The organism is Microcoleus sp. Aus8_D2 (assembly GCF_036702665.1).
Taxonomy (GTDB): domain Bacteria; phylum Cyanobacteriota; class Cyanobacteriia; order Cyanobacteriales; family Microcoleaceae; genus Microcoleus.
Window position 1 is genome coordinate 1 of the sequence record NZ_JAUBUN010000064.1, and the last position, 25,422, is coordinate 25,422.

Genomic DNA, 25,422 nt, shown 5'->3' on the forward strand with positions numbered 1-25,422 from the left:
ATAGCCCATAGCCCATAGCCCATAGCCCATAGCCCTATGCCCTATGCCCTATGCCCTATGCCCTATGCCCTATGCCCTATGCCCTATGCCCTATGCCCTATGCCTTATGCCGGATAGTACCTCACCTTTTTGAGAAAGGCTATAAAAAGTTTAAGCTACTTCTTGCAAGGTTTTGACTTCCAGTGGCAGAATCACGGTAAAAGTTGAGCCGACTCCGATTTCTGATTCTAGCTCGATTTTGCCTTGGAGCAGTTTGACCAGCCTCGATACTATGGCTAATCCCAGGCCTGTGCTATCGGGCGGAAAGTGCTGCCTGTTTGCTTCTCCGGCTTGAAAGAATGGCTCAAAGATGCGGTTGGTATGTGCGGGGGCGATGCCGATGCCGGTATCTGTAATTGCGATCGCCCAATTTGCTTCTCCAGCACGGTAGCAACTTAATTCAATCCTACCAGATTCTGTATAGCGAATCGCATTGCTCAGCAGGTTGGTCACAATTTGTTGCAGCCGCTGTCCGTCGGAGATTACTTGTGTCGGGTCGCAGTCGCTGCTAACAGCGAGCTTTAATCCCTTAGCATCAGCCATTGGCTGCATCACTTCTACTACTGTATTAATTACAGATTGTACATTAGTTTGTCTGAGTTGGAGTTGAATTTTTCCGGCATCGGCGCGGGAAAGTTCGAGGGCGTCGTTAATCAGGCGCAGTAATTGTCTGCCATTACGCAATACTCGTTCGATGTGTTCGATGCCGGGGAGGGTATCTTTGATTTCAGTTTGTGCCTTTCCTTTTCGCAAAAATAGCTCTGAATAACCGATAATTGAGTTGAGAGGTGTTTTGAGTTCGTGAGCAAAATAGGAGAGATTTTCTTGGTTAGCACTGACTAGGCGATTAAGTTCTTGATTTGTGAGTTGTAACTGAGTTTGTATTTGTTGAAGTTCCCGCAGCCTCTGAGCGACATAACTGTTAAAACACTGAGCAATTGCTTCATCTACTACGCAATCTATGAGCCGAAAAGCTCTGAATACTTCTGTTGTTGTTCCCCTGAGTAATTCTACTTCTAAGTTGGCAAATATGACTTGACGCAATAAATGGTATTCCCGCGCTACTTCGGCGGGATCGTAGCCTTGTTCTGCTCTGAGGAAGCCGTGTTCTAAACTGGCTTTAATGATGATGCCAATTTCGCTGTTTTGATATTGGGAAAGCACAGTGGCCATCGCCTCCAGCAATTGAGGAATATGATTTTTGATCGCAGAGTGCGGTAAGGTGTCAGCCGTTTCAATTTTCCGATCCAAGCGTACTGCTTCAATCCAGTTTTTGACGATAGTATCGGTTTTGTCGGCGAGCAGTTGGCTGTAGTCCATGATGTCTGCGTGGGGGTGAAGTTGGCAGATATTGCCCATGCTTCATTGTAGTTGAGCGATCGCCCGATCGCCATACCAAACTTTGGGCGATCGAGCCCCTGCCAAAAGAAATAGTTTTAACGTGATTTTACCCCTGTGCCGCAACTCTCTCTCTGACTGCATTCCAGCTTTTTGTTGCCAAAAGGAGCACTTAAACTTATTGACATAATAGCCATAAAATAGTAAAATCCCTCAAAACAAGAGTTTTAAATTTTTAAGTTTTATTTTTGTCAGGGGACTAAATGGAAAACGTGCAAGCTGCGATCGCTGCGGCCACATTTATCGGTGTAGTTTTCTTAATAATTACAGAATGGATACACCTTACAATTGCAGCATTTCTGGGAGCGCTGATTCTGGTTTTTACCCACGTAATGACGTTAAAGGATGCGATCGAATATATCAGTCGCAGTCACGGAACGCTGGGCTTATTTTTCGGAGTCATGGTCATGGTGAGAGCCTTTGAGCCTACGAAGATATTCGACTACTTGGCAACTCAAATGGTGCTGCTGGCGAAAGGCAAAGGCAAAAATCTATTGCTAGGAATTGTGGGGATTACTACGCCAATTTGTGCAGTTTTGCCCAATGCTACGACAGTCATGCTGCTAGCACCATTAATTCCGCCAATGGCAGAAGAGGTGGGTGTAGATTTTGTGCCGCTGCTGATTTTAATGGTATTTGTAGCCAACAGTTCGGGACTGCTGACAATCGTGGGAGATCCGGCGACATTCATAGTCGGCGATGCGATTAACATGAGCTTTACAGATTACCTGTTAAAGTTAAGTTTGGGCGGGGCAATTGCCGTAGCAGTTATCTTAGTGATTCTGCCTTGGATGTTCCCCGAAATCTGGCACAAAGAATTAGATAATTTGGAAAATTTGCCGCACCCAAAAATCAATCACCCGCGAATCTTAGCGGTGGGCGGCTTAATTATCACTTTCGTGCTGACATTTTTTGTAGTGGGAGAGTCGTTGCCAGTCCCAATTTCACCGGCAGCCGTTGCTTTATTGGGAGCAGCTTTATCAATGCTCTTGGCTCATCATTCCAAAATAGATTCTGTCACCAATATTTTGCGAGATTTAGATTGGAGTACGCTGCTATTTTTCATGTCGATATTTGTGCTGATTGGTGGTCTAGAAAAAACCGGAGTCATCGCTGGGATGTCGGGATTTTTAGCAGCTATTTTAGGTAAAAATATCTTTTTGGGTTCTTTGACTCTGTTATTTTTTGTGGGTTTGATGTCGAGCGTCGTGCCAAATATTCCGCTGGTGGTGGCGATGGTACCGCTGTTAAAACAGTATGTTGTGAATGTAGGACTCGCACCGACGGAGGTGCTGGCGCCGGATTTTGCAGGGCAGTTTCCACCTGTTGTGTTGCCGCTGTTTTATGCGATGATGTACGGGGCAACTTTAGGGGGAAATGGCACTTTGGTAGGTGCTTCTTCTAATATTGTGGCTGCGGGAATTTCAGAGTTGCACGGGCGCCGGATTTCTTTTCAAACTTTTCTGCGTTATGGGCTTCCTGTGATGGCTTTGCAATTGGTGGCGGCGGCTGTTTATGTAACAGTTAGGTTTCTGATTTGAAGAAGTCAGTAGTCAGTAGTCAGTAGTCAGTAGTCAGTAGTCAGTAGTCCTGCCGTCATTAGTCAGTAGTCATTAGTTATTGGTTGTAAGATTTTTTCAAACTTCTGCAACAGTATTTGTAGGGTGTGTCGCTCGCTCGATAAATCCCTAAATTTAATCGATTGTTTCGAGCGAGCGACGCACCTTACACATGGAGTAGAGTAAACAAGCCCAAAAATTGTTGTTTAACACTACTTTTTATAAATGGCATTATTAGTCATTAGTTATCACTCATTAGTTTTGTGGCTCAAGTTTTCAGCTTTCCCGATCGCCAATTTCTACTCCTAAAGACGTATGGACGAGATGAGAAGCTCGTGCTAGGTTAATTTAAATTGGCTTAAAAAGTCAAGCCTAATCCAGCGCTGCGCCCTTAAACAAAGCGTGTGGCTGGAGCGGAGGAACCAATTTTCGGGGCGAATCCCTACAGAATTAACACCAAAATTAAAAATTACCCAAGAAAAAAAATGAGTGTAATTTTTAATCTTTAATTATGTATAGAAGGACATCTCTCAGTCCTAGCCCGTCAGCTAACTTCGCAGGCATTGAGAAGAGACTGAAGAGTCAACTTGTCTTATATAGATAGTTTGGCTGCATCAGTGTCTTAGGTTGGTATTGTTCAAGATTCTTGTACCGCCCCTGACTCTGAGGAGATTTAAATGTCAATACAACTTAATTTAGCTGCGATCGCAATTGCCGGACAAGCAGCCTGGAAACGAACCAAACCCGTTGTCATCCGAGATAATATATTGTTGCCGGCTGCTGGTTTTTTGGGAATTCTGGGTTTGTGGTGGATTGTTGCCAGCTTCAAAAGCGATTTGATTCCCACTCCTTACCAAGCGTTAATCGCTAATTTAGATTACATATTGCATCCATTTTACCAGCGCGGGCCCGGAGATTTAGGCATTGGCTGGCTGCTGCTAGCGAGTTTGCGGCGGGTATTGCTGGGATTTTTGCTGGGTGCAGTGGTGGCGATTCCAGTGGGATTTCTGATCGGGATGTCGAAACCGGCAATGATGGCGCTGAATCCGCTGATTCAAATCTTTAAACCCGTGTCGCCGCTGGCTTGGTTGCCGATCGCCCTATCGATATTTAATTTAGCAGATCCGTCCGCAATTTTTGTCATATTTATTACGTCTTTGTGGCCGACAATTATCAACACAGCTTTGGGAGTCTCTAGCGTTTCCAAGGATTATCTGGATGTGGCGCGAGTGTTGGAAATGCCGCGCTGGAGGCGGATTACGAAGATTATTTTGCCTGCAAGTTTGCCCTACATTTTTACTGGCTTGCGGATTAGTTTGGGGATTGCTTGGCTGGTGATTGTGGCGGTGGAAATGCTGACAGGTGGTGTGGGAATTGGGTTTTTTGTGTGGGATGAATGGAGTCGTTTGAATCTGAGTTCGGTATTTTTAGCTGTGTTTGTAATTGGCTTAACTGGATTGCTGCTGGATTGGGCTGTTGGCAAAATTCAGGAATTGGTAACGCATCGATCGATCGAGAGTCAATAGGTAGTGGGCATGGGGCATGGGGCATGGGGCATTGGGCATTGGGCATTGGCATGGGGCATTAGTCATTAGTCAGTAGAGAGATTAGTTAGAAGTGCGAGCTCATATAGATCCTGAATGTTATTAGTTATTGGTGATTGGTGATTGGTCATTAGCTCAAGGCTGTTGATGGCGGATATTTAGAGATTAGCGATCTAGAATTAAATATCATCATATCAGTTCCCAAATAAAATAGAACTCCAGATCCACGCTCCAAAGCCTTAACTCATCAGTCATTGCCAATTCTTCAAATCTAAAATCTAAAATCTAAAATCTAAAATTGTATGAGTGACAAGTTTTCCAATGAATGGAAGCGCCGAGAGTTTTTGCAAGGAATGGGTGCGGCGGCGGCGGGAATGGCTTTATCTGGTTGTGGAATTAACGCGGATCGATCGGCAAAAGGACTCACAGAAGAAGCCGAAGCGGTAAAGCCGATCGTCGATTCCCAAACGTTAGAAAAACCAAATTTAACCGTAGGATACGTACCCGTTAACGATTGTGCACCATTTGCGATCGCCTGGAAGAAAGGATTTTTCCGCAAATACGGCTTAAATGTCAAACTAAACCGCGAAGCAAGCTGGGCAACCTCCCGCGACGGCCTGATTTTCGGCCGCCTCGACGCCTCCCCAGTCGTATCCGGCGCCGTCACAAACGCCCGAATAGGTGCCGAAGGAGCGCGTCACGCACCCATGTGCGCGGCAATGACAATTCACCGCCACGGTAACGCGATGACGATGAGCAAAGCGATGTGGGATTTTGGTTTGCGCCCGTGGCACGAATACAACGGCAATTTAGAAGAATTTGGCAAACAATTCCGAGGTTTTTTTGAGAGTCAGCCAGCGGAAAATAAAGTTTGGGCTGTTGTTTTGAGTTCTGCTATTTACGAATACTTTGTGCGTTATATATCTGCCGCTGCGGGTGTCGATCCGTTCAAAGAATTTCGGGTAATTATTGTGCCGCCGCCACAGATGGTGACTAACATGAGAATTGGTGCGATGCAGGCTTACATGGTAGCTGAACCTTGGAATACGCGGGCAATTACAGGCAATTTGGGAGTGGGTTTTACCTTCGCGCAAGGCAAGGAAGTTTGGCTGGGACATCCCGATCGCGTTTTGGGAGTAATGCAATCATTCATTGACGAAAACCCGAAGACTTATTACTCGCTGGTGAAGGCAATGGTGGAAGCTTGTCAGTTTTGCAGCAAACCGGAAAATCGCAGTCAAATAGCAGCATTGTTGACCGATCGATCTTTTACGGGGGCTAAACCTAAAAACGGGGCGATCGACAAATTTACCAAGCCGGGAATAGTTGGGGAATACAACTATGGAGGGTTTGACGAAAAAGACCGCACTATAATATCTGAAGATACAACTATTTTCTTTGATATTCCTAAGAATTTGCCCCAAATACCGGGAAATCATTCAACATTTTTGTGGCCGTCTCACAGTATTTGGTTGATGACTCAAGCCGCCCGCTGGGGACACATTAAGGAGGTGCCGAAAAATGCTGATGAATTAGCCAAAAAAGCTTGGAGAACCGACCTTTATCGCAAAATTGTTGCCGAAATGGCGATCGATTGTCCCCAGGAGGATTACAAAGTGGAACCAGCGGAAGTTTTCATTGACAAAAAAGCATTTGACCCCAGCGATCCGGTGGGTTATTTGAATAGTTTTGAAATTAGAGCCAACCGCCCTAAAGCTTTTTTTCAGTCTTAATGTTTGATATCTGCCGTCTTCGTTCTGGATTTCTACGGCTTCCTCCTAGCTCCTAGATCCCCCCTAACCCCCCTTAATAAGGGGGGAACCGGAGCCTTCAAAGTCTCCCTTAAAGAGAGAAGATAAAAGCATTCAAAGTCCCCCTTTTTAAGGGGGATTTAGGGGGATCGGAACTCGGCTACAAGCTAGATATACAATAACCAATTACCAATTACTAGGAATGTCAAATGACTCAATATATTGCGGCTTCAGTTAACACCAACAGCCCCACCCACAAATCCTCGGGTTTTCTGGAAATCAACAACTTGTCCAAATCCTATAAAAGCGCCGACGGCACCCAGTTTAGCGTTTTGGAAAATATCAACTTAAGTATTGGAGAAAACGAATTTATTTCAGTAATCGGTCACTCGGGTTGCGGCAAATCGACGCTGCTGAAAATAGTAGCAGGTTTGGAACAACAAAGTGGCGGAATCGTGACACTAGAAGGCAAAGAAATTCGCAAACCGGGAGCCGATCGCATGATGGTATTCCAGCACTACGGATTGCTGCCTTGGCTGACGGTGCGGGAAAATATTCGCCTAGCAGTTGATGAAGTTTTGCAAAATCTCAGCCGCGCAGAGAAGATTAGCCTTGTCAACGAACACCTAGCAATGGTAAACTTAACAACAGCAGCAGATAAATATCCCGATCAAATTTCAGGGGGCATGAAGCAGCGGGTTGGGATTGCGCGAGCTCTGGCACTTCGGCCGAAGATGTTATTAATGGACGAACCGTTTGGAGCGCTGGATGCTCTGACTCGCGGCAAGTTGCAAAAACAGGTGCTGGATATCTGGGAAAATCACAGACAGGCTGCAATGATGATTACCCACGATGTGGACGAGGCTATCTATATGTCCGATCGCATTGTGTTGATGACAAACGGCCCGGCGGCGACAATCGGCGAGATTTTGGAAGTACCTTTTGCGCATCCGCGCGATCGCCAGGAGTTGCGGGAATCTCAGGAGTATTACGAACTGCGCAACTACGCCTTGAATTTTCTCGATCGCTACTTTACGCAAGACGAATAACGCCAGACGCAGAGACAAAACAATTCACTTAAGAGAGGTCTAGCCTGTGAATCTCAAAACAATTTTAGCGCGTTTTGAAAGTGCATTGGGATACCAAAACTTAGCAGAAGAAATGGTGTTGCTGCCGGAGCAAAAAGTGCCTGTTTCTCAGAAATCAAAAACTCCAAAATCTGCCAAATCCATCAATTTTATTGTCGGTTACAACAGTTCTCCCCAAAGTCAAACAGCTCTGGACATTACGCTTTGGATTGCGCATCAAACTCGTTTAGTAACAACAAAAGAAGTCACGGTGCAAGTCGTCTACGTGCTCGACGAAACGCCCAAGATTGACGATGAAGATACTTGTAGTTTGGGTGTGGAAAATCCCTGGGCTACCAAGCCGAAACTGTCGGATTTAGAGGAAAAATCGGCTCTTTACTGTGCAGCGCCTGCGATCGCTTTGCCGAACGCCGAAATCCCATCGGTATCCCAGCGGGCAACTTGGATCGATCCGCCTTATTTCCGAGCAATTTTTTGTCAAAACAATGAGTACGAGGTAGCAGATAAATTGCTGTGGCAAGCGCGCTGTTTGGCTGAAGAATGGCGCGGTTTGTTCAAAGCTCATTTGCGCATCGGCCCGGTTGCCACAGAACTGAGAAATGTGGTAGAATTAGAATCAGCAAATTTACTGTTTTTGGGCTGCAATTCTCGCAACCACCCGCTGATTACAGAACTAGGTAAGAATTTTCCCTGCTGCGTGCTGGGGATTCCTGCGGCACTCAGCTATCCCATGGATTTTGGCTATGAAGAAAGTTTGAGCAAGTTGCAGCTCGCTACAGCCATGTCTGCACGTTAAACTTGTTGAAGCTTACGCAAAACTACTATTATGTAGGGTGCCCCTCGGCGCACCCTACATAATAGTAGTAATCCTAAATCCGGTTTAAATACTCCCTTTGTTTATTAATTTCTGAGTCTCTGAGAGAGGACAAAAGTTTGTGTAATAGGGACTTCAATCGCTGAGTCTTATTAAGGGGTTTTTAATGCTTATCGGATCGCAGACAGTTCGTTAACTAATTTTATCCTACCCCGGCACACAGAGCGCAGGAGGCGATCGATCGAGCGTTTGTCATCCTCAGTCAAAGTTTCGTCAAACATAGCCGCCAGCAAACCGTAGCGATCGGCTAAAGTAATGTAGCCTCTATGATTGACTTCGGCAAACAGCTCGCCCAAAGCAGATGGAATCAGGTTGACAGGGGTTTGCATAGCGATTGACTCAGAAATAGACGATCGCGCGATCGATCTTTTTTGCAGTAACAGAGATCGATCGCACTTTCATATTTTCTAGGTAAATTCCCTTAAAAGCTGTGACAATCAACAGCCAAAATTGTGACAATAAACAGCCAAAATTGTGAACGACATCACATTCAATATTGACGAATTATGCATCAAGCTTGCAGTTGCGTTCGATCGCAATTTTAGCGCAAACAGAGCAACTGCAAACTTAATTTTTGCTAAAGATTGTAAATCGGCACTGCTTCGACTGGTTCAGCCAACTCAAACTTAAACACCCGGGAATAGAAATAGAATTCGCCGTCAAGTGTTCTTTTGATATTTTCAGCGCGTCGAAAACCGTGCTGTTCCCCTTCATAAGCAACGTAAGCAACCGGCAAACCTTTAGCTTTCAATATCTCTACCATCATCTGGGCTTGATTCGGCGGTACGACTTGATCTTCCAATCCTTGAAAAAAGATTACGGGACAAGATAAACCTTCGGCGGAATGAATGGGCGATCGAGCTACATACAAATCTTTGCGATCGGGATAAGGCCCGATCAATCCATCCAGATAGCGCGACTCAAACTTGTGAGTATCCGTTGCCAAAGCTTCCAAATCGCTCACTCCATAATAGCTCGCACCGGCCTTAAACACATCGCGGAAAGTCAGAGCGCACAGAGTCGTGTAGCCCCCTGCACTGCCTCCAGCGATCGCCATTCTTTCGCCGTCAACCAAACCTTTTTCTGCTAAATATTTAGCACCGTTAGCGCAGTCATCAACATCAACAATTCCCCAACTATCTTGCAGCCTTCTTCTGTATTCGCGCCCGTAACCAGTGCTACCGCCGTAGTTGACATCAAGCACAGCAAAACCGCGACTCGTCCAATATTGAATTTTCAAATTCATGCTGCTAGAAGTAGCAGCAGTAGGGCCGCCGTGACTTTTGACAACCAGCGGCGGTTTTTCACCCGCAGGTGCTGCGAAATCTTGGTTTTTCGGGGGATAGAAGAAACCGAAAGCACTTAAACCGTTTTCCGTGGGAAATTCCAGCGGTTGCGGTACGGAAAGATAACCAGAATCGATGCTTAAATCGCTCGACTTGCGCAAGATTTCCAGTTGACTTGTGGCTAAATTTAGCTGTACAATAGCAGTAGATTCCGTCGGCGAACCTGCCAGGAAAACTACAGTTTCTCCCCGCGCTTTCACCGACGAAATATCAGTGTAACCTGTCTCAATATTTGTCAACTGCTTTGTCGCTAAATCGAGACTCGCCAAATGCCACTTACCTTGCTGAGTATAGGTGCAAATAATTTTGCTTTCCGAAACAACGGCATAGGTAGACATTCCAAAAACCCATTGAGGAAGGCCGAATTCAGCCGCCATTTCGCACAAAGGCTCTATTCCAGCCTCCCCCCTTAACAACGGGGGATTTTCTATTCCTGCCTCCCTGCTTGCTAAAGGAGGTTCTGTGCCTACTCTTGCCTCCCCCCTTAACAAGGGGGGATTGAGGGGGGTTCGATGGGGTTCTGTGCCTACTCTTGCCTCCCCCCTTAACAAGGGGGGATTGAGGGGGGTTCTATATAAATTCCACCAGTTCGACCGATCGGAAACAAAATATAAAACTCCATCTGGCGACCATTCCGGCTGAAAAATTGACTCATCAACCCCGCCCGCCACTAAATATTTTTCGCCTAAAGAACCATCAGCATTAATTTCTGCCACCCACAATTCTGTGCCATCCCAGGGCATATTTGGGTGGTTCCAACAAATCCAGGAAATTTGAGAACCGTCAGGATTCAAACGAGGCGAAGCATAAAAATCGTTGCCTTGAGTTAAGATTTGAATATCTGCGCCGTTATCCAAATTAATGCTAACAATAGTATTGACCGATTCACCCTCACCTGCATGGTCTTCGCGCACGCAAATCAGGCGATTTCTTGGCTGGTCAACGATCGCATCTGCATAGCGAGAATTAGCAGCAGGTGTCAGAGGTTCTGGCGGAGAATCTAATGCTTGACAATAAATTCTTTGGTCGCCCAAATTAGAGAAATAGATAACACCCCTAGCAACTGCAAAAGAAGCGCCGCCGTATTCGTGAACGCGAGTGCGAACATTGAAAGGCGCGGGTGTTACGTCCGTTATTTTACCGTCGGGAGTGCGCCGCACGATGACGCTTCTCCCTGCTTCTGAGGGCCGTCCTTCTACCCAGTAAATGTCAGATCCGTCGACGATCGCAATTTGTCCGAGTCCAACAGTTCCCGAAACAATTAAATCTGAGGTAATGGGAGATTTCCAAGAGCCGTAAGGTGATATGGTATTCATAATGGTAATTATTCAGTTAGGTACAGATGGGGAATTGGGCATGGGGCATGGGGCATTGGGGATGGGGCATGGGGCATTGGGGATGGGGCATGGGGCATGGGGCATTGGTAATTGGTAATTGTAATTGGTAATTGGTAATTGTAATTGGTGATTGGTAAATGTAATTGGTGATTGGTAATTGGCGAGTACCTCACTTGAGAACGGCTATAGTTGAGTCACTTGTGTTTCTCGAACAAATAAATTTATATTTGTACTTTACAGGAATTCAGTCACGGGAAGTAGAATGTCTAAAAGACTGGTATTAATGGATCACGATGGTGCAGTTGATGACTATCTCTCAGTCGTGTTGCTAATGACAATGGAGGAAGTGGAAACTCTGGGAGTAATCGTCACTCCGGCGGATTGCTACATTCAGCCAGCGGTGAGTGCAACCCGCAAAATCCTTGATTTGATGGGGCGTTCAGAGGTTCCGGTGGCGGCGAGTACGGTGCGGGGACTGAACCCATTTCCGGTTTTGTTTCGGCGAGATTCCTTTGCGTGCGATCGACTTCCCATTCTAAATGAAAAAGGAACCATTGATACGCCGTTAATATCAGAACCCGGACAAAACTTTATGGTGCGAGTTTTGCGGGATGCAACGGAACCGGTCACATTAATGGTAACGGGGCCGTTAACAACAGTAGCACAAGCTTTAGATCTTGCACCAGAAATTGAAAGCAAAATTCAAGAAATTGTGTGGATGGGAGGGGCACTCAACGTTCCCGGAAATGTTAGCAAAGATATGGAACCGGGACAAGATATGTCGGCGGAATGGAATGCTTACTGGGACCCGATAGCCATCGATAGAATTTGGCAAACACAAATTCCGGTTGTCATGTGTCCTTTAGATATTACTAATAATGTACCGCTGACTGTGGAATTTTCCAATCGCTTAGCAAGACAGCGCAAATATCCAATTTCCGATTTAGCAGGACAGTGTTATGCCCTAGCAATATCTCAAGATTACTATTTTTGGGATATTTTGGCAACGGCTTATTTGGCACATCCAGAATTTTACCAACTGCGAGAATGGGAAACTGCAATTGTTACCGAAGGTGTCAGTCAAGGACGTACAAAAGTTAAAACAGGAGGGCGAAAAATTCAAGCAATGGATCGAGTAGATACTGAGAAGTTTTACAATTACATATTACAGCAGTGGGCGCGTTAAAATCATATTTTTCAGGTGCGTCGCTCGCTTGATTTTCGATTGAATGCAGTGGATTGCTCCGGGCGACGCACCCTACGGCTTAGTTTGTGTATTCTCTTTGTTAGCAAAAAACAAGATGAAATCATCAAATAAATTCTGGATTGTTGCGTGTGTTTTGTACTTTTTAATTATTCTCAGTATCATGCTTGTAGCAGATATGGGGCTGTTAGTCAATTTTTTTCTGGCTCATCCGCCTTATGACAAACTTGGACATTTTATTTTGTACGGAATTGCATCTTTTTTATGTCACAGAGCAACTGGCAAAAAAATGATGAGTTGGTTGAATTATCCAATTCCTTTCGGGCCTGCACTTTTTACTATTTTCACTGCTGGGGAAGAAATGCTGCAAGCGATTTTACCCAATCGTACTGCTAGTATTGAAGATTTTTTAGCTAGTTTTGCGGGGATTGTAGTTTTTTATTGGATTGGAGAAGCTTGGGATCAAGAAAAAGGGAAGTGAGAGAGAAGTCATTAGTCATTAGTCATTAGTCATTAGTCATTAGTTATCAGTCATTAGTTATCAGTCATTAGTCATTAGTCATTAGTCATTAGTCATTAGTCATTAGTCATTAGTCATCAGTCATTAGGAAGATGGAAGATGGAAGATGGAAGATGGAAGATGGAAGATGGAAGATGGAAGATGTTAAGTTTGTAGGGTGATATTCGGCGCATCGGTTGACGGGGGCGATCGACTAATGTTGTGTTTATTTATTATAAAAGCATTGTGGTCAGGTGCGTCGCTATTAAATTGTCGATATGTAGTTAGGGATTGTTGGTGGATCCACACCCTACGACTTTTTTGGTATAAGGATATTTTGGCCGCATAAAATGGAGCAAATGTCAATAAAATGTGTTTGCGAAAGTTCAATTACTCTCTTCCAAAAATGTTTGTACTCGACCGTTAGGTCTCAAAACAACTCGAATTTTCGGGTTGTTCCCATTGGAAACGGCAGAAACAAACGGCTCGCCGACTAAGGGCATACTAGCGCGATCGATATAATCGGCTGCTGCTTTTCCCATGGGCACAATAGTTTGAATTGACCCGCTTTCATCGATTTGCAGGCTGTATTCCAAGGTTTGTTCCATTCCTTCTGGTGGCTTCCAGCGTTCTTCAAAGTAAGTTCTAGCTTCTGAAACCTGAGGAATTGTATCAAATAAAGTGCGGTTTTTTTTGCTCGCGGCAGCCTGGTTGTTGTCCTCTGACTCGGCTTGCGGTTGAGCGTCCTCAAGGGGTGGGAGTTCGGTAGCGGCGGGGGGAAGAATTGGCTGGGGGAGGGGGGGGAAGGGTTGCTGTGGGGGAATGGGAAACCGGGATGCGGATAGGGAGGGCGGCAGGGGGGGCGGTACGGCGGGAGCTAGTCTCGGCGGTACGGGGGGCAGGATGTAGGGTACTGCTGCGGGTGCTTGGGGGGCGGCAATTGGTGGGCCCGGAGCTGGATCGGGAATTGTGATGATTTGCCCTTGGGGGAGGGCTGGGGGGCTCTGCTGGGCGCTCTGGGAGGGTGCCGGTGCGCTGTTGTTGGGGGGAAATAGCAGGGGTGGCTGCTGGATGGGGCTGGGTTTGTTGGTGGTGGGCGCTGGGACGATCGCGATTGGGGGCAAGCTGGGGCTGGGGGAGGCGCTGGCGGTGTTGATGGGTGGGGGCGGTAGGGGGGGTAAACCGGGTGTGGCTGTGGCTGTGGCTGTTGGTGTTGGGGATGCCGTGGGGGATGTTGTGGGGGAGGTGGTGGGGGCGGGAATTGGACTGGGGGAGGCGCCAGCTACTATCTGGGGCTGTCCTGGTACGGGGGCTAATTCTGGATTGGTGGGGGCTGTGGTGGGGGCTGAGGCGGTTTTTGGGGAGGTGGCGGGTCGATCGAGCATTTTGACAATTCCTGTCGTCAGGCCGACGCTGGCGACTAGGATTGCTGCGATATTCAGCCATGGTAATGCTTTCGCTTGTGCGCGATCGCGGTTGAGGTTGGGGAGTGTCATGACTTCGGCGGCGCAGTCATCTAGTGCTGTGGCCAAGTCAAACAGTTGCAGGGTACTCAAGTTTACCATCGGCCCGGATTCGGCGGCGCTCAAAGAGCCTAAAAACAAGTTGTGGGCGAGCAAGCCGCGGGGTTCTAGGCGGGGGGGAACTGGCAGGTAGGTAGTGTTTGGGGCGGCGGTTGCTAGTTCGGATGTGTTGGGGGGTCGATCGACTATAACGGCATTACGGGCGGCTTCTGGCGAGTCTGAGTCAACAGTACGGCTAGTTTCAGGCTCGATATTGCTTTCCCAATCGCGGGATTCGCCGAGCAAGTTTTGGACGTAGTTGCTGACTGCTTCGTGGAGGGTTTCGAGTTGATGGCGATCGCCCCTAAGTGTAACGTGTTGAGTATCTGGTAGTCTGGGGTCGTCCAGCCGCAACTCGAAATTTAAAGATTTAAACACGGGTTGGCCCGCCCAGCGAGATAGAGGCGAACTTTTGGCTGTAATTTCCAGCGTGCAAGTAGGGGGCGTGTACCGTTTGAGAACCATAATGAAGTCAGTTGTCAGTTGTCAGTTGTCAGTTGTCAGTTGTCAGTTGTCAGTTGTCAGTTGTCAGTTGTCAGTTGTCAGTTGTCATCAGGAAGAGGGAAGAGGGAAGAGGGAATAACTATGTTTTATCTGATATTTGATAGCATTCTCAACAAGCTTTTTTTAGCAACAGGCTTTCCGGCCTGTTCCACAACAAATAATTTTTTTGGTGGAACAGGCATCTTGGCTGTTCCTGATGTTTTTCATTCTCGTTCCCATTATGGCTTAGCCTAATTCTTAGCGCGGTCTAGCAGAGCCAGCCAGAGCCGCCTGTGGCCGCCGGGACTGCTGTAAAACAGCAAATCGATCAAGAGTTTGAGGGCCAAATTAGTTAGTTCTTTTGCCGATAAAGTTTCTGCATCTTCCATGCGATCGGCATAAGTGTTGCTGAACCTGTCAATATAATCTCCAAGCAAAGCGACTGTGTGAGGTTCGCGGTTTTGCTCTGCCATTTGTTCCAGCAGAGCAACGGCGCGACGGATTAAAGCTTGATGCTGTTTTGCTAAATTACAGCTGATCAAAACGAGCGATCGAGCTTCCTCCACATCCAGTTTTTTCCGCCCTCCCTGGCCTTTGCGCAGCGGGTTCGACTGGCGCAGCCGCCACAAAGCTACGCGATCGGCTACCATTGGCTCTAAATTCAGTTCGGCTGCTACCTTGAGCATCGCCTCTGAGCCAATTTCTGCCAGCGCTTCTAGGGCTAACAGCACTAAATCCAGTTGGGCTTTAATGTTGTCCAACTGCGTAGGTTCTGGTGCTTTTTGGGTCAATTCTTCCCAGTTGGGAGATGGGCCCGTTTCGTTGGTGGGAGCGGAGGGCTTTACGGTCGAGCGCATGGCTTGGGCACGGGAAATAAGACAGGTTGAGGCAGGATATCGACAGTCTGAAATGCTTTTGCTTTGTGGCCGGACAAAAGCCGATCTGTTAATTTTTCTCCATAACTCGTTGCTTTGATTCCGGCAATCCTAACTGCTGGACGGATTTGCGAGTTGAAAGTTGCGGTTGCAAGTTCGATCGACAGCAACCAGAAAAACCCATAAATTTTTACCCCCAACCATCCTACGCCGCAGAGTGTCAGAAATCAAATCAGTGCTTTGAAACTAGCAGGACTTGTGTAAATCCAAAGATCGGGACTAGCTCTGTCCAATGCTACTTATAGTCTGTCGCTACTTATAGTCTGTCAGATTATAGTTGTCGTTGCTTAATCTGGCGCAATCTATGGATATTACGGAGCAATTTGGTAAAAAAGTTAGACATTTCAGAAAGCTCAGAAATCTTTCCCAAGATCAGCTTGCAGAACTATCTGAATTACATCGTACTTATATTGGCTCAGTTGAACGAGGTGAAAGGAATATAACGCTGCTTAATGCCAGCAAAATAGCCAAGGCATTATCCGTTAGTTTAGCTGAACTGGTAACTGATGATGACTGAAAGAAAACTAGAGCAAATTTTAGCAAGATACCAAAATTCATTTACCGAGAAAGTTTACGCAGAAGAGAATGAAGAACACGATATTTTAATGGATGTGTTTGGTATCTCTCCGATAATAAAAAAAGAAAATAGGCAATATTGGGGGCGTGAGCTAGGTATGTGTTGGCAATTGTTAGTTACTGAAACGTGCAAAGCATATTGCAGTAGTTTTCAGCCAGCATTTAAAGTGGGAAGCGATGAGCCGTGCGATCTGATTGTTGATGGGTACGCGATAGATACAAAATATCGTATTGGCTCAGGAGATTCTGGAACACTGAAAAAGTTCAAATCCTATGGCCCACTACTTCGTACTTATAATTACGAACCAGTATTTTTAATACTTAGACAAGATAATTTTCCCGCTGCTATTACAGCGTGCCAAGTAGGGACTTGGAGAGTTTACACTGGCGATGCTTCCTTTGAGTTCATACAAACAATAAGTGGGTTTGATTTAAAGTCATTTCTTACTGAAAAAGTGGGAGAATTCCCTGTACACCGCTGAAACTATCAAGGCGCTTGTTAATAATCTCTATGTAGTCAGGTACTATTTCAATGCCAACATACTTAATCCCAAATTCTTGCGCCGCCAGTAATGTAGTTCCCGATCCGGCGAAAGGATCGATTAGAATAGAATTTTCCAAACGCGGTACAAATATTTCAACCAGCTTTCTCATTAGAGCGATCGGTTTTACTGTGCAATGAACGTTAAACTCCTCGGTTTTCTCACGCTGTATACCTTCTAAAATATTTGACTGAAAACCACCGAACCGATCTTTAGTATAAAATAGACCAGTACCATACTCCTGTAGAGTTTCCAAGTAATTATTGACCAGTGGTTTTTGAAGTACGCAGATTGCTTCCCATTCGTTCCTCAGACAACTGTGCCAACCATCCCATTTTGCAGAATTTTCATATCCTTTCTTCTCGAACTGTTGTTTGATATTGACACCTTTAGGGATACCACTCGATCTTTTATAAACAAGCATATCTCTCGCATAGAATCCAGCATTTTCAAGTGCTACTTGTACGTGAGCAACAGTTCGCGTGCTGTTAAAAACTAAAACTGTCGCACCCGGTTTGCAGATCCGAAAAAGCTGCTCGCCCCACTCAAAGCACCACTTTTCATAATCCAGAGTGTTATTGCGATTCCTTTGATACCATTTTTCGTTTCTGACTCCACCTGCTAAACCACTGCCATAGGGAATGTTTTTAACAAGGGTTTTACTTCCCTTGTCATTGACTTTTTCAATACGTCTTTGAATTTCTGAGTCATCCCATTTATGACCAATAAATTCATAATTATAAGGTGGGTCAGTGATACACGCAGAAATATAATTTTCTGGCAATGTCTTCATCACTTCACGACAGTCACCAACCAAAACTTCATTTGAGGGAGCTTTTTTCATGAGTCGGGCAGTTACTCAAGTGGAAAATCAATTTTATATTATGCCACATTTGCAGTAGATAGTGAATCTAAATGAGTCGTGAAACTCTATTCTGTTTCCGAACTTCGCGTTCTTTGCATCTTCGCGGTTCGTTTAAAACTGTTTTTCCACAACTCATTTACACTCGCTATAGGCAGTCGAAATCATAGGTTCATTGCAGCTTGTTTGGCTGCATACAAACATATAATTAGTAATTCACCAGAAATACCTCAATTCCGACTATTTCAAATAAACCAACGTCACACCTCCACCTCCTTCTTTTTGACTGGCGAGCTCGTAGCGAGAAACCTGCGGGTGAGTGTCCAGGAACTCGTGAACCCCGCGCCGCAACTGTCCCGTACCTTTACCGTGAATTATCCACAGCGCACCGTATTCGACGGCTTTGGACAGAGCTCTGTCGATTTCGATTTCGGCGTCTGAGACTCTGGCGCCCCGGAGGTCGATCGAATTATTAGCAGTACGGATGGCAATTTCAGGATTGGGTTTTGCAGGTTCCGACGCTGCTTGTTTAGCTTTGGCGGTTGCGGCTGCTTGAGCTGCAACCTTGGCTAATTGAGCTTTTGTTTCCGGTTTTTCACCGTCTAGGGATTCAATTTCTGCCAGTTTGACAGTCATTTTCATAATCCCAAACCGCACGCTCAACTCTTCGTTAGCATCCGGGGCGCTGAGGACTTCGGCGGTTTGGCCCAGGCTGGGAATGCGGATGCGATCGCCCGTTTTCGGCATAAAACCCGGTTTCGGTTTCGCCGGTTGTTTCCGAGAGGGCAGGTGTTTTTCGGAAATTTGATTTAAGGTTTCTGTTGCCTGTTGGGCATTTTGAGCCGTTTGATCGCCCGCCTGCAAGCGACGAATAATTTGAGCAATTTCTGATTTTGCCGTGCCTATCGCCTCATTTACCGCCACTTCCTGAGCTATTTTTAGTTCTCGCTCCCGCTCTTGCAAAGCCGCTGCTTTTTGAGAAACTTCCTTGTGCAGTTTTTCGGTTTGGTGCAGGAGTTGAGTTGCTTCTCTGGCTTTGGTTTCCTGTTTCCGGCGCTGGGCTTCGAGTCCTGCAATCACTTGATTGACATCGGCCGAAGCACCCCCGACATGGGTTTGAGCTTCTTCGACTATGGATGCTAGCAAACCGAGTCTTTTAGCAATAGTCAGGGCGTTGGAACGTCCGGGAATTCCCCACAGCAAGCGGTAGGTTGGCTGCATGGAATTGTCGTCAAATTCTACTGAGGCATTTTCAAAGCGGGCGTCTTGATATTTGAGGGCTTTGAGTTCGCCAAAGTGGGTAGTTGCGACTGTCAGCAGCGAATGTTGGGCGAGATATTGCAATAGGGCGATCGCCAATGCACTGCCTTCTGAGGGGTCTGTCCCCGCTCCTACTTCGTCTAACAAAACTAAAGATTTGGGCATTGGGAATGGGGCATGGGGCATGGGGCATGGGGCATGGGGAATTGGGGATTGGGGATTGGGGATTGGGAATGGGGAATTGGGAATTGGGGATGGGGAATTGGGGATGGGGAATTGGAATGTTTCTTCTGCTTTTTTTACTTCTTTCTCGGCTGCTTTTTCTCCTTCCTCTTCCCCTTTATTTGCCAAAACTTCTAAAATTCTGCTGATGCGGCGGATGTGGCCGGAGAAAGTAGACAAACTTTGTTGCAAAGATTGTTCGTCACCAATATCGGCAAGAATGTTGTCGAACCAAGGCAATTCTACTGGTTCGCGGGCGGCGACAAACATTCCGGCTTTCGCCATTAAAGCAGCCAATCCCAAGGTTTTTAGGGTGACAGTTTTGCCGCCGGTGTTCGGGCCGGTGATGGCGACTACGCGGATCTGGGGGCTGATTGTTAAATCGACGGGTACGACTGCAAAGCCTTGTTCGTGTTGTTGCTGCCAAACTAATAAAGGATGGCGCAATTGACGGAGGGTAATTGGCGATCGCAGATTGCGAATTAATACTTGACTGTTTGCTGCTGGTTCCTCATCTGAATTTTCCTCGTCTAAATTTTCTGTATTTTTTGGTGCTAATTCTAGCTCTCCCAATTCGATAAATTTCGGCGGGTTTGCTTGGATCCAATAACCGTAGCGCGCTTTAGCCGCAGCTAAATCTAAAGTTGTTACTACCACTACCAATCTGTCTAAATCTGGTTTGACTGCTGCGACTTGCTCGGTGAGGGCGCGGCGGACTGCTTCTTCTTCGGCTTGTTCTTGCCGGAGCAACTGCCGCATTTGGTTGTTAAGATTGACTGTGTTGTGGGGTTCTACGTACAGTGTCGCGCCGCTGGCCGAGGAGTCGTGAACGATACCGGGGATGGCATCTTTTTGGGGAGCTTTTACCGGAATCACAAAGCGGGAGCTTCTTTGGGTAATTACCTGTTCTTGGACGGCGTTGGATTGGCGCTGCAAAATTCCTTGCAAGATTTGATAAATGCGATCGCGCAACTGCCGCATTTGCACTCGAATTCCTGCTAATTTAGGAGTGGCTCGATCGGCTACTTGAGCGCGATCGTCTATACAGCGATGGATTTCTTGCTCGATTTCGGGATAAGTCCGCAGTTGCGATGCCAGTTCTTTGAGCGTCGGGACATCGGGCGCAGAGTCAACTATCCGGCGCAATTGCCTTGCTCCGGCGAGAGTTGTAGCAATCGCTAGCAATTCTTCGCCCCCGAGCAAACCTTGAAGTTCGGCTCGTTGCAGGGTAGAGCCGATGTCTTGGATGCCTTCAAAACTCAAAGCACCGCCAGCGCGGCTTTCTAACTGATAAGCTTCCTGAGTTTGGGCTAGGAGTTCGGCTGTTTGAGCTTGAGTTGCTGGGATTTGGAGGTCGAGGGCGGCCGCGACGCCGAGTTTAGTAGCAGCGAAGGTAGCCAAGTGCTGACACAGGCGCGGCCATTCTAATAGTTCTAGTGTTTCGGATTGAATCAAAGTTGAGGTGGTGTTGGTGATTGGCATTCCCAGGCGCTGACCGAGAAGGTTCATTTGACGAGACTATTAATTAATTTTAAAGTTTTTTATCGTTTCCGGGCGCAACTTGAGAAAGTATCTGGGATAGCCGTCAGTCGATTTTCCATTTTTCGATTAGAGATTTGAGATTTATTGCACAGATGAATCTGCGAGCTTGAACTAGGTCTAAAATTGTGGGCTCTCCACGACTCCTGTTGGGGGCTGGTATCTGTTTGCGGGCGGGTCACAAATTAGCAAGGCGAGAATTTGTATTTTTGGGTTCGGCGTCTCAAATTATACATTCTACTGATACCTGTTTGGCAAAAGGATGCAACTGTAGGCCCGCAATCCAAATCAATATCCAGTAAGTTCTGCCAAATCTAAAATCTCCCATCTAAAATCTCAAATGCTATGAGCTATTTTTGCTGTTGAGGGAGCTAGCATCTACTGTTTTTTGCTGGGATTAGACTATTTTGTTTTAAATATGTCCGGGTAATTGTGGCGGTTGTATCCTAAAGAGAAAGTTGTGGAGCTGGTGTTATGGCAAAGATTCTGACGATCGCGGATGCTGCGACTTTTGAAGTCGCGCAAGAGTTACTGGGGAGCGAGGGACATCAGGTGAAAGTCACTCCCGACGCCAAGGATGGTTTAGACTTGGCGAGGGAATTGTCCCCGGATGTGATAATTTGCGATGGGACTTCGCCTCAAATCAACTGGTTTGAGGTGTGCCGGCTAGTGAAAGCCGATCGAGAATTGGGTGCAGCTTATTTTGTGCTGCTGACAACACCCGAGCAATTTGCAGAAGTTCAAGAATTGGACGCGCTGGTGGACGATTTTCTGTTTAAACCCATAGTTAAGCAGGAATTGTTGGGGCGGGTGCGCGCGGGTTTGCGCGGGCGCGAGTTGAGGCTGGAGTTGGAACGAACTCAGCAAGAAGTGCAACTGTCGCGCGATCGAATCCTGGAAAGTGAAAAGATGTCTAACTTGGGCGAATTAGTATCTGGTATCGCCCACGAAATTAATAACCCAATTACTTTTATTTACAGCAATCTCACTCACGTCCAAAGTTACGCTACTGATTTAATAGAACTGCTGCGATTGTATCAAAAACAGTTCGTCCATCCCGGAGCGGAAATTCTGCAAAAACAGCAAGATATGGATGTGGAATTCCTGCTCGACGATTTGTTGAAAATTGTGAGTTCCATGCGCACCGGGAGCGATCGCATCCGCCAAATAATCTTGTCGGTACAGGATTTTGCCCGCAGCGATCGATCGGGCTGGCAGTTATTCGATATTTCTGACGGTTTAGAAAACACTCTGTTGTTGTTGCAGCACCGCTTGCCGGCACGCGACGGGCGGCGGGATATCAAGGTGATGAAGGAATACGGAAATTTGCCGCAAGTTGAGTGTTACGCGGGTCAGCTCAATCAAGCTTTTCTGAATATTATCGATCGCGCGATCGATGCTTTGGAAAAGTCGAGTCAAGAGTTGGAAGAGTCGGAATCTGTTAAATTTAAGCCTGTGATTTTGATTAGCACTCACGTAATCGACGGTCAGCGGATTGCTATTGAGATTGCTGATAACGATATGGCAACTAGCGAAGATATCGCAGCCCAATTTTCCGATCAATTTTTGATGGAGACACCTGCGGAACGCAACAGCTCTTTGGGACTGGCTATCAGCTATCAGATAATTGTAGAGCAGCACAAAGGAGAGTTAAAGTGTTTTTCTGAACCTGGGAAAGGTACTAAGTTTCGGATAGAAATTCCGCTGCGGCACAGTTGATTAATAGTTGTGATATGGTTCGTAGTGAGGACTTCAGTCCTGTCTTATGGGACGCGGACTCGCATTCCGAACGATCGAACCTGAACACGGTTATTTTACCGAACAGGATATGAGACACTGCGATTGAGTTAGGGTTGTCCGAAGAGAGGAACGTTAACTTTCGCGATCTTTTATCTAAGCAATCGCAGTGTCTATTTTTCATAAAGTTTTATCGACCGGACTCTCCGATCTAAATCGTATAGGGATAATATAGTCGCGCGAGGGCGGACAATTATCATAAATTTGTCTTTTTTTAGGCTGGCATATTTGTATTTATTGTTGGGTGGGGGCGGGTTTTTGAGATTATTGGTTTGAGTCAGAGATTGTTGGTGAACCCGCCCCTACAATGACGGGACAATATTTGTTAATTGAGTTGAGAAATTAGCTCAGAATTTACTTCACTCCTAATTTTGTAATCGCACTGCTGTTGCAGCGGACACTCGCCACAGCGGGGGTTTTTGGCAGTGCAAACTGCCGCCCCAAAGTCCAGCAATCCTAAATTCCAAGGCCCGACTTCCCGTTTGGGAGCGACTCTATCTGCTGCTTCCCAGAGTTCGGGCGAGCGCGATTTTACCTTACCGCCGTCAATCCCAAAAAAACGCTCCAAAATCCGAGCAACATTCGTATCGAGCACGGCTTTTGGCTGTCCGAAAGCATTAGCGCAAACCGATCGCGCAATGTACTTCCCAACTCCCGGAAGTTCGAGCAACTGAGCTTCAGTGCGCGGCACGTTTCCCTGATAACTTTCCTGGATAACCAGCATTGATTCCCGCAGCTTTTGCGATCGAAAAAACAGACCCAAAGGCTGCAACAAACTAGCAACTTCTTCCACAGGCGCGGCCGCCAGATCCTCCACAGTTGGATATCGACGGACAAATTCTTGATAAACCGGAGCCACGGTAGCAGCAGTAGTTTTTTGCAGCAGCAACTCAGCTACTAAAATCGCGTAGGGGTCGCAGGTGCGCCGCCAAGGAAAATCCCGGAAATTTTGCTGTCCCCAAGCTTTCAGGTGGCGGCGGAACCAACGGATTTTAGCTGCGTTCAACTGCTTTAACCCAGACCGGACATCAGAATCAAAAACAACGGCATTTAATGCTGGCATTTGATTTGTAATTCTAATAAATTCTCAAGCTATTATTTATATAATAGCAGATTTAAATGATTTGTAAAATTCTATTTGGTCGCTCTTTCTCTTTTCTTTCTCTGCGGACTCTGCGTTCTCTGCGGTTAAGAAAAAAAACAGACCGATCGCGAAACCCAGAAAATACTTTCATTTCAAATATTTGAAAAATGTAAAATTTTGTATAGCAAATTACCGAACTCCGCGAAAATAGAGGATAGTTGAAATTCAAGAGATTTCAACAGTCCGCGAAAACAAGTTTTAATTAGGTAATAAAATGGTAGTAGCAGCACCTGTTCAATCCGGCAGTCAGTCGATTTTTCAAGCTCGTTACGACAACTTTATTGGCGGCAAGTGGGTAGCACCGCTGAAAGGGAAATACTCGGAAAACCTTTCTCCAATTACCGGAAAATCAATTTGTCAAGTTCCCCGATCGAGCGCGGAGGATGTAGAATTGGCACTCTCTGCCGCCCACAGCGCGAAAGACAAGTGGGGTAAGACTTCCCCCGCAGACAGGGCGCGGGTATTGCACAAAATAGCCGATCGCATGGAAGAAAACCTCGAGATCCTCGCCATCGCCGAAACCTGGGACAACGGTAAACCAATTCGCGAAACCAGACTAGCAGACATCCCGCTGGCGATCGACCATTTCCGCTACTTCGCAAGCTGCATTCGGGCCCAAGAAGGGTCGATCGGCGAACTCGACGGAACCACAGTCGCCTACCACTTCCACGAACCCCTAGGCGTCATCGGACAAATCATCCCCTGGAACTTCCCGATTTTAATGGCCGCCTGGAAACTCGCCCCAGCCCTCGCCGCCGGTAACTGCGTTGTGCTCAAACCAGCAGGGCCAACCCCCGCCTCAATTTTGGTACTGATGGAAATCATCGCCGACTTAGTACCGGATGGCGTCATCAACGTCGTCAACGGGCCCGGTGCCGAAATCGGCAAAACCCTCGCCACCAGCCCCCGGATTGCGAAAGTAGCCTTTACTGGCGAAACAACTACGGGCCGGCTGATCATGCAGTACGCCTCCCAAAACGTCATCCCCGTCACCTTAGAATTAGGCGGAAAATCTCCCAACATTTTCTTTGAGGATGTCTGCGCCCAAGATGACGATTTTCTCGACAAAGCCGTCGAAGGCTTTGTGATGTTTGCTTTCAATCAAGGCGAAGTTTGCACTTGTCCTTCGCGGGCGTTAATTCAGGAGTCGATTTACGATCGATTTATGGAAAGGGCGATCGATCGCATCCGCAAAATCAAACAAGACAACCCTCTAGATCCGACAACCGCCCTAGGCGCCCAAGTCTCCGTCAACCAGATGGAAAAAATCGCCGAATACGTCAAAATCGGGCGTGCAGAAGGTGCAGAATGCCTGATTGGCGGCGAAAGAAACACCTTATCCGGCGACTTACAAGACGGCTATTATTTCCAGCCGACAGTCTTCAAAGGAAACAACAAAATGCGAATTTTCCAAGAAGAAATCTTCGGCCCAGTATTAGCAGTCACCACCTTCAAAGACGAAGCCGAAGCCTTAGAAATTGCCAACGATACCCTCTACGGCTTAGGCGCCGGACTTTGGACGCGCGACATGAACACAGCCTACCGCGTGGGCCGCGCCGTTCAAGCAGGCCGCGTGTGGACAAACTGCTATCATTTGTATCCCGCCCATGCAGCCTTCGGCGGCTACAAATCATCCGGTATCGGCCGCGAAAACCACAAAATGATGTTGGATCACTACCAACAAACCAAGAACTTGTTAGTCAGCTACAGCCCCAAAGCTTTAGGCTTCTTCTAAGCAGGATAGTCCTGGAGGCACGGGTATCCAGAAACCGGGTTTTTTTCGTAATCCTTCGCCGTAGTCCCCAGATTAAGCAAAAAACCCGGTTTCTTTGCCGGAGTGTATAAATCCTAAGATAAATAA

General features: G+C 46.7%; 20 protein-coding genes and 1 riboswitch. Of the genes, 12 read left to right on the forward strand and 8 right to left on the reverse strand.

From position 1 onward, the window contains the following. Positions 1 to 150: 150 nt before the first annotated feature. On the reverse strand, positions 151 to 1,398 hold the full coding sequence (locus QUB64_RS30365; protein WP_333277739.1) for a sensor histidine kinase: 1,248 nt from the start codon (positions 1,396 to 1,398) through the stop codon (positions 151 to 153). 242 nt (positions 1,399 to 1,640) lie between these two features. Here QUB64_RS30365 and QUB64_RS30370 point away from each other — a divergent pair, with 242 nt between their 5' ends. From QUB64_RS30370 to QUB64_RS30390, 5 genes are all read left to right on the forward strand, one after another. Then, positions 1,641 to 2,978: an ArsB/NhaD family transporter gene (locus QUB64_RS30370; RefSeq protein WP_333277737.1), complete on the forward strand. Its 1,338-nt coding sequence runs from the start codon at positions 1,641 to 1,643 to the stop codon at positions 2,976 to 2,978. Positions 2,979 to 3,355: 377 nt separating this feature from the next. Beyond that, positions 3,356 to 3,574, forward strand: a riboswitch (cyclic di-AMP (ydaO/yuaA leader). 99 nt (positions 3,575 to 3,673) lie between these two features. After that, positions 3,674 to 4,522 carry a nitrate ABC transporter permease gene (gene ntrB, locus QUB64_RS30375; RefSeq protein WP_333277735.1) on the forward strand — a complete coding sequence of 283 codons (849 nt, stop codon included), beginning with the start codon at positions 3,674 to 3,676 and terminating at the stop codon, positions 4,520 to 4,522. A gap of 320 nt (positions 4,523 to 4,842) precedes the next feature. Continuing rightward, positions 4,843 to 6,273, forward strand: coding sequence for an ABC transporter substrate-binding protein (locus QUB64_RS30380; RefSeq protein ID WP_333277733.1), 1,431 nt, complete (start codon positions 4,843 to 4,845; stop codon positions 6,271 to 6,273). A 227-nt stretch (positions 6,274 to 6,500) separates the two neighbouring features. Beyond that, positions 6,501 to 7,340 carry an ABC transporter ATP-binding protein gene (locus QUB64_RS30385; protein ID WP_333277731.1) on the forward strand — a complete coding sequence of 280 codons (840 nt, stop codon included), beginning with the start codon at positions 6,501 to 6,503 and terminating at the stop codon, positions 7,338 to 7,340. Between the two features lie 46 nt (positions 7,341 to 7,386). Next, a complete protein-coding gene (locus QUB64_RS30390) occupies positions 7,387 to 8,175 on the forward strand; it encodes a universal stress protein (RefSeq protein ID WP_333277729.1) in 789 nt (262 codons plus the stop codon). Between the two features lie 188 nt (positions 8,176 to 8,363). On the opposite strand, the gene QUB64_RS30395 is transcribed toward QUB64_RS30390, so the two are convergent. Both QUB64_RS30395 and QUB64_RS30400 read right to left on the reverse strand, forming a co-directional pair. Next, positions 8,364 to 8,582: a hypothetical protein gene (locus QUB64_RS30395; RefSeq protein ID WP_333277727.1), complete on the reverse strand. Its 219-nt coding sequence runs from the start codon at positions 8,580 to 8,582 to the stop codon at positions 8,364 to 8,366. A gap of 248 nt (positions 8,583 to 8,830) precedes the next feature. Beyond that, positions 8,831 to 10,915, reverse strand: coding sequence for a S9 family peptidase (locus tag QUB64_RS30400; RefSeq protein ID WP_333277725.1), 2,085 nt, complete (start codon positions 10,913 to 10,915; stop codon positions 8,831 to 8,833). Between QUB64_RS30400 and QUB64_RS30405 the strand changes: the two genes are divergently transcribed. From QUB64_RS30405 to QUB64_RS30415, 3 genes are all read left to right on the forward strand, one after another. Further along, complete coding sequence (locus QUB64_RS30405; RefSeq protein ID WP_333277723.1) at positions 10,905 to 11,033, forward strand: hypothetical protein; 129 nt, start codon at positions 10,905 to 10,907, stop codon at positions 11,031 to 11,033. The genes QUB64_RS30400 and QUB64_RS30405 overlap by 11 nt on opposite strands. A gap of 165 nt (positions 11,034 to 11,198) precedes the next feature. Continuing rightward, complete coding sequence (locus QUB64_RS30410) at positions 11,199 to 12,122, forward strand: nucleoside hydrolase (protein ID WP_333277721.1); 924 nt, start codon at positions 11,199 to 11,201, stop codon at positions 12,120 to 12,122. A gap of 97 nt (positions 12,123 to 12,219) precedes the next feature. Beyond that, the gene (locus QUB64_RS30415; RefSeq protein ID WP_333277719.1) at positions 12,220 to 12,621 is read left to right on the forward strand and encodes a VanZ family protein; all 402 of its coding nucleotides are present in this window, start codon (positions 12,220 to 12,222) and stop codon (positions 12,619 to 12,621) included. 404 nt (positions 12,622 to 13,025) lie between these two features. Here QUB64_RS30415 and QUB64_RS30420 read toward each other — a convergent pair whose 3' ends face one another. Then, on the reverse strand, positions 13,026 to 14,666 hold the full coding sequence (locus QUB64_RS30420; protein WP_333277717.1) for a DUF4335 domain-containing protein: 1,641 nt from the start codon (positions 14,664 to 14,666) through the stop codon (positions 13,026 to 13,028). Positions 14,667 to 14,935: 269 nt separating this feature from the next. Beyond that, complete coding sequence (locus QUB64_RS30425; RefSeq protein WP_293122723.1) at positions 14,936 to 15,541, reverse strand: DUF3038 domain-containing protein; 606 nt, start codon at positions 15,539 to 15,541, stop codon at positions 14,936 to 14,938. A 382-nt stretch (positions 15,542 to 15,923) separates the two neighbouring features. On the opposite strand from QUB64_RS30425, the gene QUB64_RS30430 reads away from it, so the two are divergent. Both QUB64_RS30430 and QUB64_RS30435 read left to right on the forward strand, forming a co-directional pair. Continuing rightward, the gene (locus QUB64_RS30430) at positions 15,924 to 16,136 is read left to right on the forward strand and encodes a helix-turn-helix domain-containing protein (RefSeq protein ID WP_333325854.1); all 213 of its coding nucleotides are present in this window, start codon (positions 15,924 to 15,926) and stop codon (positions 16,134 to 16,136) included. After that, positions 16,126 to 16,677, forward strand: coding sequence for a hypothetical protein (locus tag QUB64_RS30435; RefSeq protein ID WP_333277710.1), 552 nt, complete (start codon positions 16,126 to 16,128; stop codon positions 16,675 to 16,677). Before QUB64_RS30430 ends, QUB64_RS30435 begins: the two co-directional genes overlap by 11 nt. Here the strand turns inward: QUB64_RS30435 and QUB64_RS30440 are convergent. Both QUB64_RS30440 and QUB64_RS30445 read right to left on the reverse strand, forming a co-directional pair. Then, complete coding sequence (locus QUB64_RS30440; protein WP_333277708.1) at positions 16,640 to 17,581, reverse strand: DNA-methyltransferase; 942 nt, start codon at positions 17,579 to 17,581, stop codon at positions 16,640 to 16,642. The two genes, QUB64_RS30435 and QUB64_RS30440, sit on opposite strands and share 38 nt — an antisense overlap. 258 nt (positions 17,582 to 17,839) lie before the next feature. Beyond that, complete coding sequence (locus tag QUB64_RS30445; protein WP_333277741.1) at positions 17,840 to 20,536, reverse strand: endonuclease MutS2; 2,697 nt, start codon at positions 20,534 to 20,536, stop codon at positions 17,840 to 17,842. 558 nt (positions 20,537 to 21,094) lie between these two features. Between QUB64_RS30445 and QUB64_RS30450 the strand changes: the two genes are divergently transcribed. Next, complete coding sequence (locus QUB64_RS30450; protein WP_333277707.1) at positions 21,095 to 22,339, forward strand: hybrid sensor histidine kinase/response regulator; 1,245 nt, start codon at positions 21,095 to 21,097, stop codon at positions 22,337 to 22,339. Between the two features lie 403 nt (positions 22,340 to 22,742). On the opposite strand, the gene QUB64_RS30455 is transcribed toward QUB64_RS30450, so the two are convergent. Further along, positions 22,743 to 23,480, reverse strand: coding sequence for an A/G-specific adenine glycosylase (locus QUB64_RS30455; RefSeq protein WP_333277705.1), 738 nt, complete (start codon positions 23,478 to 23,480; stop codon positions 22,743 to 22,745). A 295-nt stretch (positions 23,481 to 23,775) separates the two neighbouring features. On the opposite strand from QUB64_RS30455, the gene exaC reads away from it, so the two are divergent. Next, positions 23,776 to 25,296 carry an acetaldehyde dehydrogenase ExaC gene (exaC, locus tag QUB64_RS30460; protein WP_333277703.1) on the forward strand — a complete coding sequence of 507 codons (1,521 nt, stop codon included), beginning with the start codon at positions 23,776 to 23,778 and terminating at the stop codon, positions 25,294 to 25,296. The last annotated feature ends 126 nt before the right edge of the window (positions 25,297 to 25,422 follow it).

What these genes read in the sequence shown, in the direction of transcription:
- ntrB (WP_333277735.1), top strand. Translation starts at nt 3,674, where the DNA reads ATGTCAATACAACTTAATTTAGCTGCGATCGCAATTGCCGGACAAGCA.
- QUB64_RS30370 (WP_333277737.1), top strand. Translation starts at nt 1,641, where the DNA reads ATGGAAAACGTGCAAGCTGCGATCGCTGCGGCCACATTTATCGGTGTA.
- QUB64_RS30430 (WP_333325854.1), top strand. Translation starts at nt 15,924, where the DNA reads ATGGATATTACGGAGCAATTTGGTAAAAAAGTTAGACATTTCAGAAAG.
- QUB64_RS30455 (WP_333277705.1), bottom strand. Translation starts at nt 23,480, where the DNA reads ATGCCAGCATTAAATGCCGTTGTTTTTGATTCTGATGTCCGGTCTGGG.
- QUB64_RS30420 (WP_333277717.1), bottom strand. Translation starts at nt 14,666, where the DNA reads ATGGTTCTCAAACGGTACACGCCCCCTACTTGCACGCTGGAAATTACA.
- QUB64_RS30365 (WP_333277739.1), bottom strand. Translation starts at nt 1,398, where the DNA reads ATGGGCAATATCTGCCAACTTCACCCCCACGCAGACATCATGGACTAC.
- QUB64_RS30400 (WP_333277725.1), bottom strand. Translation starts at nt 10,915, where the DNA reads ATGAATACCATATCACCTTACGGCTCTTGGAAATCTCCCATTACCTCA.
- QUB64_RS30385 (WP_333277731.1), top strand. Translation starts at nt 6,501, where the DNA reads ATGACTCAATATATTGCGGCTTCAGTTAACACCAACAGCCCCACCCAC.
- QUB64_RS30410 (WP_333277721.1), top strand. Translation starts at nt 11,199, where the DNA reads ATGTCTAAAAGACTGGTATTAATGGATCACGATGGTGCAGTTGATGAC.
- QUB64_RS30450 (WP_333277707.1), top strand. Translation starts at nt 21,095, where the DNA reads ATGGCAAAGATTCTGACGATCGCGGATGCTGCGACTTTTGAAGTCGCG.
- QUB64_RS30395 (WP_333277727.1), bottom strand. Translation starts at nt 8,582, where the DNA reads ATGCAAACCCCTGTCAACCTGATTCCATCTGCTTTGGGCGAGCTGTTT.
- QUB64_RS30440 (WP_333277708.1), bottom strand. Translation starts at nt 17,581, where the DNA reads ATGAAAAAAGCTCCCTCAAATGAAGTTTTGGTTGGTGACTGTCGTGAA.
- QUB64_RS30425 (WP_293122723.1), bottom strand. Translation starts at nt 15,541, where the DNA reads ATGCGCTCGACCGTAAAGCCCTCCGCTCCCACCAACGAAACGGGCCCA.
- QUB64_RS30405 (WP_333277723.1), top strand. Translation starts at nt 10,905, where the DNA reads ATGGTATTCATAATGGTAATTATTCAGTTAGGTACAGATGGGGAATTG.
- QUB64_RS30380 (WP_333277733.1), top strand. Translation starts at nt 4,843, where the DNA reads ATGAGTGACAAGTTTTCCAATGAATGGAAGCGCCGAGAGTTTTTGCAA.
- QUB64_RS30435 (WP_333277710.1), top strand. Translation starts at nt 16,126, where the DNA reads ATGATGACTGAAAGAAAACTAGAGCAAATTTTAGCAAGATACCAAAAT.
- exaC (WP_333277703.1), top strand. Translation starts at nt 23,776, where the DNA reads ATGGTAGTAGCAGCACCTGTTCAATCCGGCAGTCAGTCGATTTTTCAA.